The sequence below is a fragment of the Kitasatospora sp. NPDC052896 genome, from assembly GCF_044547075.1.
GTDB lineage: Bacteria > Actinomycetota > Actinomycetes > Streptomycetales > Streptomycetaceae > Kitasatospora.
Map to the genome: position 1 here is coordinate 135,513 of NZ_JBITZU010000018.1, position 11,138 is coordinate 146,650.

11 protein-coding genes are annotated in these 11,138 nt (G+C 74.4%); 9 read left to right on the forward strand and 2 right to left on the reverse strand.

Annotated elements, in window-relative coordinates:
• Window positions 1-47 precede the first annotated feature (47 nt).
• From ACIGXM_RS27780 to ACIGXM_RS27795, 4 genes are all read left to right on the forward strand, one after another.
• A complete protein-coding gene (locus ACIGXM_RS27780; RefSeq protein WP_396565497.1) occupies window positions 48-899 on the forward strand; it encodes an SMP-30/gluconolactonase/LRE family protein in 852 nt (283 codons plus the stop codon).
• Between the two features lie 263 nt (window positions 900-1,162).
• Window positions 1,163-2,200: an extracellular solute-binding protein gene (locus ACIGXM_RS27785; protein ID WP_396565499.1), complete on the forward strand. Its 1,038-nt coding sequence runs from the start codon at window positions 1,163-1,165 to the stop codon at window positions 2,198-2,200.
• Between the two features lie 11 nt (window positions 2,201-2,211).
• Window positions 2,212-3,825 (forward strand): ABC transporter permease, encoded by a 1,614-nt coding sequence (locus ACIGXM_RS27790; protein WP_396565501.1) that lies wholly within the window; start codon window positions 2,212-2,214, stop codon window positions 3,823-3,825.
• Window positions 3,822-4,934, forward strand: coding sequence for an ABC transporter ATP-binding protein (locus ACIGXM_RS27795; protein ID WP_396565503.1), 1,113 nt, complete (start codon window positions 3,822-3,824; stop codon window positions 4,932-4,934). Before ACIGXM_RS27790 ends, ACIGXM_RS27795 begins: the two co-directional genes overlap by 4 nt.
• A 12-nt stretch (window positions 4,935-4,946) precedes the next feature.
• Here the strand turns inward: ACIGXM_RS27795 and ACIGXM_RS27800 are convergent, their stop codons facing one another.
• Together ACIGXM_RS27800 and ACIGXM_RS27805 are read right to left on the reverse strand one after the other, a co-directional pair.
• Complete coding sequence (locus tag ACIGXM_RS27800) at window positions 4,947-6,083, reverse strand: FAD-dependent oxidoreductase (RefSeq protein WP_396565505.1); 1,137 nt, start codon at window positions 6,081-6,083, stop codon at window positions 4,947-4,949.
• Window positions 6,080-6,787: a TetR/AcrR family transcriptional regulator gene (locus tag ACIGXM_RS27805; RefSeq protein WP_396565507.1), complete on the reverse strand. Its 708-nt coding sequence runs from the start codon at window positions 6,785-6,787 to the stop codon at window positions 6,080-6,082. The genes ACIGXM_RS27800 and ACIGXM_RS27805 overlap by 4 nt, the downstream gene beginning before the upstream one ends.
• Window positions 6,788-6,913: 126 nt before the next feature.
• Between ACIGXM_RS27805 and ACIGXM_RS27810 the strand changes: the two genes are divergently transcribed.
• From ACIGXM_RS27810 to ACIGXM_RS27830, 5 genes are all read left to right on the forward strand, one after another.
• Window positions 6,914-7,642, forward strand: a complete 729-nt coding sequence (locus ACIGXM_RS27810; protein WP_396565509.1) for a DUF2470 domain-containing protein — start codon at window positions 6,914-6,916, stop codon at window positions 7,640-7,642.
• A 136-nt stretch (window positions 7,643-7,778) separates the two neighbouring features.
• Window positions 7,779-8,744, forward strand: coding sequence for an LLM class F420-dependent oxidoreductase (locus ACIGXM_RS27815; protein ID WP_396565511.1), 966 nt, complete (start codon window positions 7,779-7,781; stop codon window positions 8,742-8,744).
• 139 nt (window positions 8,745-8,883) lie between these two features.
• Complete coding sequence (locus tag ACIGXM_RS27820; RefSeq protein ID WP_396565513.1) at window positions 8,884-9,504, forward strand: hypothetical protein; 621 nt, start codon at window positions 8,884-8,886, stop codon at window positions 9,502-9,504.
• Window positions 9,505-9,618: 114 nt separating this feature from the next.
• Complete coding sequence (locus tag ACIGXM_RS27825; RefSeq protein WP_396565515.1) at window positions 9,619-9,909, forward strand: DUF5133 domain-containing protein; 291 nt, start codon at window positions 9,619-9,621, stop codon at window positions 9,907-9,909.
• Window positions 9,906-10,997: a polysaccharide deacetylase family protein gene (locus ACIGXM_RS27830; protein ID WP_396565517.1), complete on the forward strand. Its 1,092-nt coding sequence runs from the start codon at window positions 9,906-9,908 to the stop codon at window positions 10,995-10,997. The genes ACIGXM_RS27825 and ACIGXM_RS27830 overlap by 4 nt, the downstream gene beginning before the upstream one ends.
• Window positions 10,998-11,138 lie beyond the last annotated feature (141 nt).

Below are 11,138 nucleotides of genomic sequence, written 5' to 3' on the forward strand. Positions count from 1 at the left end.
CGAGCCGCCGTCGTCCAATGGGGGAGTCGCCCACTGAGGAGTCCACCGTGCCCGAGCCCCGCGTCCTGCTGACCGACCTGCTGCTCGGCGAGTCGCCGCGCTGGCACCAGGGTCGGCTCTGGTTCTGCGACTGGGGAGCGCACGAGCTGATCGCCGTCGATCCGGCCGGCCGCAGCGAGGTGGTCGCCCGGGTGCCGGCCTTCCCGTTCTGCATCGACTGGCTGCCGGACGGCCGGCTGCTGGTCGTCGCCGGCAGCGATCGGCGGGTGCTGCGCCGGGAGGCGGACGGCTCACTGGTCCCGCACGCCGAGCTGGGTGAGCTGTGCGACTGCCCCTGGAACGAGATCGCGGTGGACGGCCGTGGCAACGCCTTCGTCAACAGCGTCGGCTTCGACTTCCTGGCCGGCGAGCCGGCCGCGCCCGGCGTCCTCGCGGTGGTCACCCCCGACGGCTCGGCGCGCCGGGTCGCGGACGGCCTGGCCTTCCCCAACGGCATGGCGGTGACCCCCGACGGCGGCACGCTGCTGCTCGCCGAGTCCTACGCCGCGCGGATCACCGCCTTCGCCATCCAGCCCGACGGGAGCCTGACCGGCCGCCGGACCTGGGCCGAGCTGGCCGGCGCGGCCCCGGACGGCATCTGCCTCGACGCCGAGGGCGCCCTCTGGTTCGCGGACGTCCCCGGCCGGCAGTGCGTACGGGTCCGCGAGGGCGGCGAGGTGCTGGAGACCGTCGAGGTGGACCGCGGCTGCTTCTCCTGCGCGCTGGGCGGCCCGGACGGGCGGACGCTGTACATCACGGCGGCTCGGTGGCACGGCCCGGCGAGCACCGCCGACCTGGCGCGCACCGGCCGACTGCTCGCCGTCCCGGTCACCGTGCCGGCAGCCGTGCGCCCGTCCTGAGCGGCGCGCGCACCGAATTCGGAAAACCGCTGGTCCGGGGTGGACGGAAAGGGTCGGAAAAGGCTCGGCAAAACCCTGTGAGAAACCTTCGGGAACCCTGGGAGCCGCCCGGCCGGGGAGGTGGGGGCGGTGTTTTCCTTTTCAGAAGTTAGGTATACCTTAGCTGCGCTGCCGCACCCCACGGCTGAAGGCGGCACCACCCTCTTGTGTTGTAGCTCAGGCATGCCCGGCTGCCGTCGTGCGTGTCCCGGAAAGGCATACCCATGCGACGCATCGCCAGTACCCCCCTCGGCTTCCTCGTGGTCGGAGCCCTGGCCGCGGCGGCTCTCACCGGCTGCTCCGGCTCCTCCTCGAAGTCCGGCTCCGCGTCCGCGTTGACCCTCTACAACGGGCAGCACGAGCAGACCACCGACGCGCTGGTGGCCGCCTTCACCAAGGACACCGGGATCAAGGTCAACGTCCGCAGCGACGACGAGGACGTGTTGGCCAACCAGATCGAGCAGGAGGGGTCGCACGCCCCCGCCGACATCTTCTACACCGAGAACTCTCCCGCGCTGATGCAGCTCCAGGAGAAGAACCTGCTCGCGCCGGTGGACAAGACCGCCCTGGCGGAGGTCCCCGCGCAGTACGACTCGCCGCAGGGCGACTGGCTCGGCGTCTCCGCCCGGGTCAGCGTGATGATCTACAACACCAAGCTGGTCCAGCCCTCCCAGCTGCCCACCTCGCTGACCCAGCTCGCCGACCCGCAGTGGAAGGGCAAGCTCGGCCTGGCCGTGGGCGAGACGGACTTCCAGCCCATCGTCACCTCCCTGGTCAAGTCGCACGGCGCCGCCTACGCCAGTCAGTGGCTCAACGCGGTGAAGGCCAACGCGGGCTCGCTGACCTACCCGGACAACGAGACGCTCACCTCGATGGTGAACAGCGGCAAGGCCGCCATCGGCCTCATCAACCAGTACTACTGGTACCGGCTGAAGGCCGAGAACAACGGAGCCATGAACTCCGCGATCGCCACCTTCGCACCGCAGGACCCCGGCTACGTGATGGACGTGTCCGGGGCCGGGATCCTCGCCTCCAGCAAGCACCAGGCCGAGGCGCAGAAGTTCATCGCCTTCCTCGGCTCGGCCGAGGCCCAGAAGATCATCGCCACCAGTGACAGCTTCGAGTACCCGATCGGCTCCGGGGTGACCACCGCGCAGCCCGAGACCCCCTTCGACCAGCTGAAGCCGACCAACCTCGGCATCGCCGACCTCGGTGACGGCTCGCAGGCGATCAGTCTGCTCCAGCGGGCCCAGCTCCTCTAGGCGCCCGTCCGATGGCGAACTCCTCCACCCTCGCCGCCGCCCCGACGGGCCCCGGGCCCGCCGGGGCGGCGCGCCCGTCGGCAGCCCGGCGCGGCCGACGCGTGCCGTGGCTGCTCACCGGGCTCTCGGTCGCGGTCGCCGCGCTGCTGCTGCTGCCGCTCGGCTTCCTGCTGCTCCAGGCGGACCAGGCCGGCTGGTCCACCATCTCCGGGCTGCTGTTCCGGCGGCTCACCTGGACCCTGCTGCGCAACACCGTCGAACTGACCGCGATCGTCACGCTCTGCTGCGCGGTGCTGGGCACCGCGGCCGCCTACTGCGTGGAGCGGGTCGCGTTGCCCGGCCGCCGGGTCTGGGCGGTGCTGCTGGTGCTGCCGGTCGCGCTGCCGGACTTCGTGGTCGGCTACGCCTGGTCGTCCTGGGTGCCGTTCGCCCAGGGGCTGACCGGGGCGGTGATCGTGATGACGCTCTCGCTCTACCCGCTGGTGTACCTGCCGGTCGCCGCCGCGCTGCGGGCCGGTGACGCCGGCCTCGAGGAGCAGGCCCGCAGCCTGGGCCGGACCCCGTGGCAGGCGTTCGTCCAGGTGACGCTGCGGCAGATCCGCCCGGCGCTGCTCGGCGGCTGCCTGGTGGTCGCGCTCGCGCTGCTCGCCGAGTACGGCGCGTTCGAGATCCTGCGCTTCCAGACCTTCACCACCGAGATCTTCACCGAGTACCTGCAGGGCTTCGACGGGCCCGCGGCCTGCGCGCTGTCGCTGGTCCTGGTGGTGCTCAGCCTGGCCGTGCTGCTCGCCGAGTACGCGGCGGGCGGCGGCGGTCGGGTGGCCCGGCAGGTCGCGGTCCGCGCGCCGCGCCGGGCCCGCCCGGGCCGGCCGGCCCTGGTGGCGATCAGCCTCGCGCTGGCCGCGCTGAGCGCCGTCGCGCTGCTGCTGCCGGTGGGCACCCTCGCCTACTGGTGCGTGGTGGGCGGCTCGACCACCCTGCCGCCGGCCTCACTGCTCGGCGCGGCCGGCCAGACCGCGCTCTACGCGGTCAGTGCCGCCGCGCTGACCACGCTGCTCGCGCTGCCGGTCGGGCTGCTCTCGGTCCGGCACCGCAGCAGGTTCTCGGTGCTGCTGGAGCGCAGCACCTACCTGGTGCAGGGGCTGCCGGGGCTGGCGATCGCGCTGGGGCTGGTGTTCTTCGGGATCCGCTACGTCTTCGCGCTCTACCAGAGCCCGGAGTTGCTGGTCATCGGGTACGCGGTGATGTTCTTCCCGCTGGCCCTGGTCGCGGTGCGCGCCTCGGTGGCGTCCGCGCCGGTCGGGCTGGAGGAGATCGGTCGCTCGCTCGGGCGTCCGCGCTGGTCGGTCGCGCTGCGGGTGACCCTGCCGCTGGTGGCGCCCGGACTGGCGGCGGGCTTCTGCCTGGTCTTCCTCTCCGTGGTCACCGAGCTGACCGCGACCCTGATCCTCATCCCCACCGGCGCGCACACCCTGGCCAGCCGGTTCTGGGAGTACGAGTCCGACCTCTCCTACGGCGCCGCGGCTCCCTACGCGGCGCTGATGGTGGCGATCGCCGCCGTGCCCAGCTACGTCCTCGGCCGCTGGTTCGACCGGGTCAGAGCACGACAGGAGCAATCCGCATGACCAGTCTCACGCTGAGTGGCGTCAGCAAGTCCTACGGCGCCCAACCCGTGCTGCACGGCGTCGACCTGGAGGTCCCGGCCGGCGCCCTGGCGGCCGTGCTCGGTCCGTCGGGCAGCGGGAAGACCACGCTGCTGCGGGTGATCGCCGGGTTCGAGCGTGCGGATGCGGGCACGGTCAGCCTGGGAGAGCGGGTGGTTGACGACGGGCGGCGCCAACTGCCGCCCGAGCGACGGCAGATCGGCTACGTGCCGCAGGACGGCGGCCTCTTCCCGCACCTGACGGTGGCCGGCAACGTCGCGTTCGGACTGCCAGGTCGGGCCCGCCGGCACACCGCCGTGGTCGGCGAACTGCTGGACCGGGTCGGCCTGGCCGGGCTGGAGGGGCGCTATCCGCACCAGCTCTCCGGTGGCCAGCAGCAGCGCGTCGCGCTGGCCCGGGCGCTCGCCGTCCGCCCGCAGATCGTGCTGCTCGACGAGCCCTTCTCGGCGCTGGACGCCGGGTTGCGGGCCAGTGTCCGGGCCGATGTGCAGGCGATCCTGCGCGAGTTCGGGGCGACCGCGATCCTGGTGACGCACGACCAGGACGAGGCGCTGTCGATGGCCGACCTGGTGGCGGTGGTCCGGGACGGGCGGATCGCCCAGTGCGCCGGACCGCACGAGCTCTACCAGCGGCCGGCCGATCCCGGCCTCGCCGCCTTCGTCGGTGAGGCCAACCTGCTGCCGGGAACGCTCGACGGCGCGACCGCGGTGCGGACCGTCCTCGGTAGCCTGCCGCTGCACGGCGCACCGGACTGGGCCGCCGGCGACCCGACCCGGCAGGCCCTGGTGCTGGTCCGTCCCGAGCAGATCGAGCTGCGCCCGGTCGAGGAGGGCGCGCTGACGGCGGTGGTCACCGACCGCCGCTACCACGGCCACGACACGGTGGTGCGCTGCACCCTCGACGGTGACGGCGCGGAGCCGGTCACCGTGCGGCTCACCGACGGCGCGAGCTGGACGCCCGGCAGCCGGGTCGCGCTGCGCGCCCGGGGGCCGGTCACCGTCTGGCCCGCCGCTGCGAGCGGGACCGGGGCCAGGGCCGGTCGGCCGGTGGCGGCGACCCCGGCCGGGTAGTGGCGGGGCCGGTCAGCCCGCCTGCTGGTGGGCGGCGAACCGGTCGAGCAGGCCCTGCGGGGCGTCGGCGCGGAAGCAGGTGAGCAGGCTGTCGGCGGACTCGGCCGCCGCGGCCTCGCTGCGCGGGAAGAGCGCCGACTCGTAGGCGGCGAGCGCGGCCTCGAGGTCGCCGGGGTGGTCGGCGATGGCCTGGCCGAGCTCGGCTCCGTCGAGCATGGCGAGGTTGGCGCCCTCGCCGGCGAACGGCGACATCAGGTGCGCGGCGTCGCCGAGCAGGGTGACCCCGGGCACCCGGTCCCAGCGGTGGCCGACCGGCAGGGCGTGGACCGGTCGCGGGGTCAGCGCGCCGTCGGCGTCGGCGACCAGCGCGCGCAGGCTGGTGTCCCAGTCGGTGAAGTGCTCCAGCACGGCCGCCTTGGCGGCCGCGGTCTCGGTGAAGTCGACGGTGGGGATCCAGCTCTCCGGGGCCCTGAGCACGGTGTAGACGTGCAGGCTGCCGTCGGTCTCGCGGTGGGCGAGGAAGCCCCGGCCGGCACCGAGCGCGAAGAGCATTCCACCGCCGACCACCGCCGCGCTCCCGGGGTGGCGGGTGTCGGCGTCCAGTAGGTCCGTCTCGACCAGGGAGACGCCGGTGTAGCCCGGGGTGGCGGTGGAGACCAGTGGGCGGATCCGGGACCAGGCGCCGTCCGCGCCGACCAGCAGGTCGGTGGTGAAGGTGGCGCCGTCGGCGAGGGTCACCTCGTGCCGGCCACCGCCCAGCGGGCGTGCGCCGGTGACCTTCGCGCCCCAGCGGACGGTGCCCTCGGGCAGCGAGCCGAGCAGCAGGTCGCGCAACTGGCCGCGGTCGACCTCGGGGCGTCCGCCCTCGCCCTCCTCCGCCAGGTGGACGGTCGCGTGCCGGTCGAGGATCCGCATGGCCTCGCCGCCGGGGTGGATCAGCGTGCGGAACTCCTCGTGCAGGCCGGCGGCCCGCAGGGCGACCTGGCCGGACTCCTCGTGGATGTCGAGCATGCCGCCCTGGGTGCGGGCGGCCGGGGCGGCGTCCAGCTCGTGGACGGTGGCGGCGATGCCGTGGACCCGCAGGACGCGAGCGAGGGTGAGGCCCCCGAGGCCGGCGCCGATGACGGCGATGGGGTGGTGGGTGGTCACGCGGTGCTCCTGGTGGGGGTGGTCGGGGTGGGGGTGTGCAGGATGCCGTTGATCAGGACCTGGAAGCCCCAGGAGAGCCGTTCCCGCGGCGCGCCGGAGAGCAGCGGGCCGGCGAGCGCGGCGATCTGCGGGTGGGTGCGGTCGGACGCCCCGTGCAGGGCTCGGGTGAGGGCGTCCCACGCGTCCTTCGCGTCGTCGGGGGACTGGGCCCGGGTCGCCTGCTCGGCCGCGCTCGCGGTGGCGTACTGCAGCAGCACGTCCACGCCCCAGGCCGCCTGACCGGGCGCGACGCCGCCCTCGTCCAGCAGCGCCAGCAGCCTCTCGACCAGGTTCAGGTAGTGCTCGCCGCCGGGGCGGGCGACCAGCGCGGCGCGGGCCAGGCTGGGGTGCTCGAAGAGCGTCTCGGCGTAGCGGGTGAGCACCTGCTCCAGGCGCTGGCGCCAGGAACCCTCGGCCGGGGCCGACTCGACGGTCCCCAGGAGTTCGTCCAGGATCGCCGCGTGCAGCTCGGCGGTGCTGCCGACGTAGACGTAGAGCGAGGCCGGACCGGTGTCCAGCTGCTGCGCCAGCCGGCGCATGGTGACCTTCTGCAGACCCTCGGCCCGCATGATCTCGACGGCGGCGGCCACGATGCCCTCCCGCGTCAGGGCGGGTTTGGCGGGCCGCTCCCGGCGGCTGCGCGGCGGATCGGAGTGAGCTGTCATGCCTTCAAGGTAACGAACACGTTCGTTCCGAACAAGTTCGCCACGAACGTGTTTTCCCTCTATCGCCCGCTTGCCAGGCGCCCTCGCGATAGTTAGGTTAGCCTTGCCTAATCAACTGGAGGTGTGATGGGTCCCGCAGACCTGGGTCCGCAGCTGCCGAGCCGCGCCGGGCGCGCCTGTTCGATGTTGGCCGCCTCGCCGTCCCTGACGGTGGCGACCGACGGTCACCGGCGCGATCTCGTCGGGGCGCACACCCTCGGGGCCGGCAACCGGTTGCTGCTCCAACTGCCGGCCGCGCACCCGCTCGCCGCCGAGGTGGCCGAGGCCACCCCGGACGTGGCGGGCCGGGCGCGGCGGGGTGGGCTCGCCGCGGTGGTCGAGCTGACCGACGTGGCGCCGGTGGCGGTCCGGGCCCGGGTGCGGGCGCGGCTGGTGCTGGCGGGCTGGCTGCACGAGGAGCCACTGCCGACCGGGTCCGGCTCGGTGCGCTGGCTCGGCCTGGACCTCGCGCAGGTCTCGCTGGTCGAGCACGGCGTGCTGGCGCCGGTCGGGCTGGACGAACTCCTGCTCGCTCACGCCGACCCGCTCGCCCGCTTCGAGGCCTCCCTGCTGTTGCACCTCGCCGACTGCCACCAGGAGGTGCTCGCCGCGCTGGCCCGGACGGCCTGCCCCGGTCCGCCGGTCGACCCGGCGCGGGTGCTGCCGCTCGCCCTGGACCAGCACGGTCTGTCGCTGCGCCGTGAGGGGCCCGTCGGCCACCAGGACCTCCGGGTGCCGTTCCGTCGCCCCGCCACCGCGCCGGAACAGGTCGGCGAGCGGATCCGCGAGGTGCTCGCGCGTCCGATCTTCCGTTAGCGGCCCGAACCGCCGCCGCGACGGCGGGGACCGGGCCGCGCGGGCGGCACGCGCCGTACGGCACGTGGCGCCCCCTTCCGGGTGAGAACAGGCGCCGGCCGGCATCCTGTTCGACCGCGGGGGAAAGGCGTGCTCCATGGTGAAGATCGGCTACACGATGATGACCGAGCAGCGCGGACCACGCGAGTTGGTCGAGGATGCGGTGCGTGCCGAGCGCGCCGGCTTCGACTTCTCGGTGACGTCCGATCACTACTTCCCGTGGCTGGACTCGCAGGGGCACTCGCCCTACGCCTGGAGCGTGCTGGGCGCGGCGGCCCAGGCCACCACCCGGATCCCGCTGATGACCTATGTGACCTGTCCGACCTTCCGCTACCACCCGGCGGTGGTGGCGCAGAAGGCGGCGACCGTCCAACTGCTCTCCGGCGGCCGGTTCCGGCTCGGGCTGGGCAGTGGTGAGAACCTCAACGAGCACGTGGTCGGCCGGGGTTGGCCCGCTGCCGCGGTCCGGCACGAGATGCTGGTGGAGGCCGTGGAGATCATCCGCGCGCTGTTCCGCGGCGGCTACGTCTCGTACCACGGCCGGCACTTCGACGTGGACTCCGCCAGGCTCTGGGACCTGCCGGACACCCCGCCGCCGATCGGGCTCGCGGTCTCCGGGCCGCGCTCGTGCGAGCTGGCCGGGCGGCTCGCCGACGTGGTGATCGCGGTCGAGCCGAAGGCCGAGCTGCTCGGCGCGTTCGCCCGGCACGGCGGGGCCGGAAAGCCGGCGGTCGGCCAACTGCCGGTCAGTTACGACCCGGACCGGGCCACCGCGGTGGCCCGGGCGCACGAGCAGTTCCGCTGGTTCGGCGGCGGGTGGCGGGTGAACGCCGAACTCCCGGGCACCGCCGGCTTCGCCGGCGCGAGCCGGTTCGTCCGCGCCGAGGACGTCGCCGAGGCGATCCCCTGCGGGGACGAGGTGGAGGACTTCGTCGACGCCGTCCGCGCCTTCGCCGACGCGGGGTTCGGCGAGGTCGCGCTGGTCCAGATCGGTGGCGAGAGCCAACCGGCCTTCCTGGACTGGTCGCAGGAGGTGCTGCTGCCGGCCCTGCGGAGGCTCTGACTCCGGACCAGCTCGCCGCACCCCGCCGGGACCGACCCGGGCGGGGTGCTGTGTCGTTGAGCTGGCATGATGCTCCGCCGGGGCGCGCCGCCCGGTCGGTGAGCGGCGGCCCACGGGGAACCGGGGAACGGAGCGGGCGATGGCGGCGCGGCGCAGAGGTGACCGGTCGGCGGGGGCGCTCGGACGGAACGGGCCGTCGACCTGGCGGGGCCGGATCGGCGCCACGCTGTCCCTGTTCCTCGGCGCGCTGCTCTTCACCGGCCTCGGCGCGGGCGGCGCCGTCTCACTGGCCGACGGGCTGCGGTACTCGACCCGGCTGGCGGGTACCCCGGGCCTGCTCACCGTCACCGGCTGCGTCACCACGGGAAGCGGCAAGAACCGGAACACCACCTGCTACGGCACCTTCCGCGCCGACGACGGCAGCCGGGTGGACCCGTCCGCCTCGATCGACGACTCCTTCCACCGGAACACCGTGCTGCCGGTGCAGGAGGCGCCGGGTGAGCACTGCTACCGGGTCGGGGTGGCGCCCATCGCCGGACGGCTGGCCGGTGTCTGTCTCTGCCTGCTCCTCGCGCTGGGCGGCCTCGCCGGGTTCGGCGGCGCCTTCGAGACCGCCGCCCCCCGGCTCTGGGAGCGGATCGCGGCGGCGCTCTGGGTGCCGTGGGTGAGAGGGCTGGTGGCCCGGTTCGCGCTGCTCGCCGCCGTCGGCACGGTCGGATCCGGGGTGGTCGCTCTGATCGCGTGGCTGATCGAGCCCTGAGGCCCGGGGCGCCGGTCCGCGGGCCGCGGAAACGTTGCGGAGTCGGCGCGGCGAGGAGACGATCCCTCCGTGACCGGGTAATCGCCCGTGGTGACCGATGACAAGGACTAGGCCATGCCGTTGATCGACTACGCGGTGCTGCGGAAGCTCGTTGCCGAACTCGACGCCCTGGACGCCTGCCCGCACACCGAGGCACACGCGCGGCGGCGCGGGGATGCCCAGTACACGGTGTGCATCTACACGGGCGAGCGGGATCCGGAGCGGGCGCTGGCGACGGCGCGGCGGTTACTGGCGACCAGGGCCGCCACCGAACGGGTGAGTGGGTCGGTCAAACCATCCGAACGGGGGATCGGCTACTCGGCGGTGCTGGGACGCCGCCTGCTGGCGGAGTCACTGCCGGTATGACCGGGCGTCGCCGGGGGAGAGCGCCGGTCGTGCTGCTCGGGTTGCTGCTCGGACTGCTGCTCGGGCCGGTGGTGGCCGCGCCACCGGGGACCACCGGCCGCTCCCCGGGCTGCTCGCGGCACGGCTGCCCGGGGGCGGGCCACGAGGCGGAGCCGCCCCGGCTGGTCCGGCCGTTCGACGCCGCCCCGGCGATCGCGCCAACGGCCCAGCCGGTACCCGATCCGGCGCGACCGGACTGCGCCCGGCTCCGCTGCGTCGCGCTGACCTTCGACGACGGGCCGTCCGACGTCACGCCACGCCTGTTGGACACCCTCGCCACGGAGCGGGTCCGGGCCACCTTCTTCGTGGTCGGTCAGGAGGTGGCGGCCCGGCCCGCGCTGGTGCGCCGGGAGCTGGCCGAGGGGCACGCGGTCGGCAACCACACCTATGACCACACCCAGCTGACCAAGCTGGACGCCGAAAGGGTGAACCAGGAGATCGACCAGGGCGCGGACGCGGTGGAGCGGGCCACCGGCGTGCGCCCCGAGTTGCTGCGCCCGCCGTACGGCGCGTTCAGCGCGACCGTCCGGCGGACCGGCCACCCGCTGGTGCTCTGGGACGTCGACTCCCTCGACTGGCGCGACGACGACGCCGCCGGCACCGCGCGGCGCGGGGTGACGCTGGCCCGCCCGGGCTCGGTGATCCTGATGCACGACACCGTGTCCAGCACACCGGACGCGCTGCCCGAGCTGATCGACGGTCTGCGGGCCCGGGGCTTCACCCTGGTGACGGTCCCGCAGCTGTTCGGCACCCTGGAGGCCGGCCGGGACTACCCGCGGCTGCCCGCCGCGCCCGCGCCGGTCCCGCACCCGGGTGCGGTGACCTGGCGCTACCGTCCCGCCGACGGCCCGGACACGGAGGCCGTGCTCGCCGACCCGCGGCCCGGCCGCTGCTACCCGGGCGACCGCCCCGGCTTCGCGCTGCGCGACGAGACCGACCACGACGTGGAGTCGTACCGGAACGCGGACTGCACGGACCCGGCCGGCCTGCTGCACCCCGGTGACGAGGTGTACGACGAACTCGGCGGTTTCGTGGTCCGCGACGGCTGAGGCCGGACACGGCCGGGGGGGGCGGCGCGCCCCCCCGGGCCCCCCCCCCCCCCCCCCGGCCGCCGGGGCCCGCACGGGGTGATGCCGGGGCCCGGCGCCGGGCAGCCCGCGGTCTGGGGGGGGCCCCAGCAGCCCCACCCC

What these genes read in the sequence shown, in the direction of transcription:
- ACIGXM_RS27785 (WP_396565499.1), top strand. Translation starts at nt 1,163, where the DNA reads ATGCGACGCATCGCCAGTACCCCCCTCGGCTTCCTCGTGGTCGGAGCC.
- ACIGXM_RS27790 (WP_396565501.1), top strand. Translation starts at nt 2,212, where the DNA reads ATGGCGAACTCCTCCACCCTCGCCGCCGCCCCGACGGGCCCCGGGCCC.
- ACIGXM_RS27795 (WP_396565503.1), top strand. Translation starts at nt 3,822, where the DNA reads ATGACCAGTCTCACGCTGAGTGGCGTCAGCAAGTCCTACGGCGCCCAA.
- ACIGXM_RS27805 (WP_396565507.1), bottom strand. Translation starts at nt 6,787, where the DNA reads ATGACAGCTCACTCCGATCCGCCGCGCAGCCGCCGGGAGCGGCCCGCC.
- ACIGXM_RS27810 (WP_396565509.1), top strand. Translation starts at nt 6,914, where the DNA reads ATGGGTCCCGCAGACCTGGGTCCGCAGCTGCCGAGCCGCGCCGGGCGC.
- ACIGXM_RS27815 (WP_396565511.1), top strand. Translation starts at nt 7,779, where the DNA reads ATGGTGAAGATCGGCTACACGATGATGACCGAGCAGCGCGGACCACGC.
- ACIGXM_RS27820 (WP_396565513.1), top strand. Translation starts at nt 8,884, where the DNA reads ATGGCGGCGCGGCGCAGAGGTGACCGGTCGGCGGGGGCGCTCGGACGG.
- ACIGXM_RS27825 (WP_396565515.1), top strand. Translation starts at nt 9,619, where the DNA reads ATGCCGTTGATCGACTACGCGGTGCTGCGGAAGCTCGTTGCCGAACTC.
- ACIGXM_RS27830 (WP_396565517.1), top strand. Translation starts at nt 9,906, where the DNA reads ATGACCGGGCGTCGCCGGGGGAGAGCGCCGGTCGTGCTGCTCGGGTTG.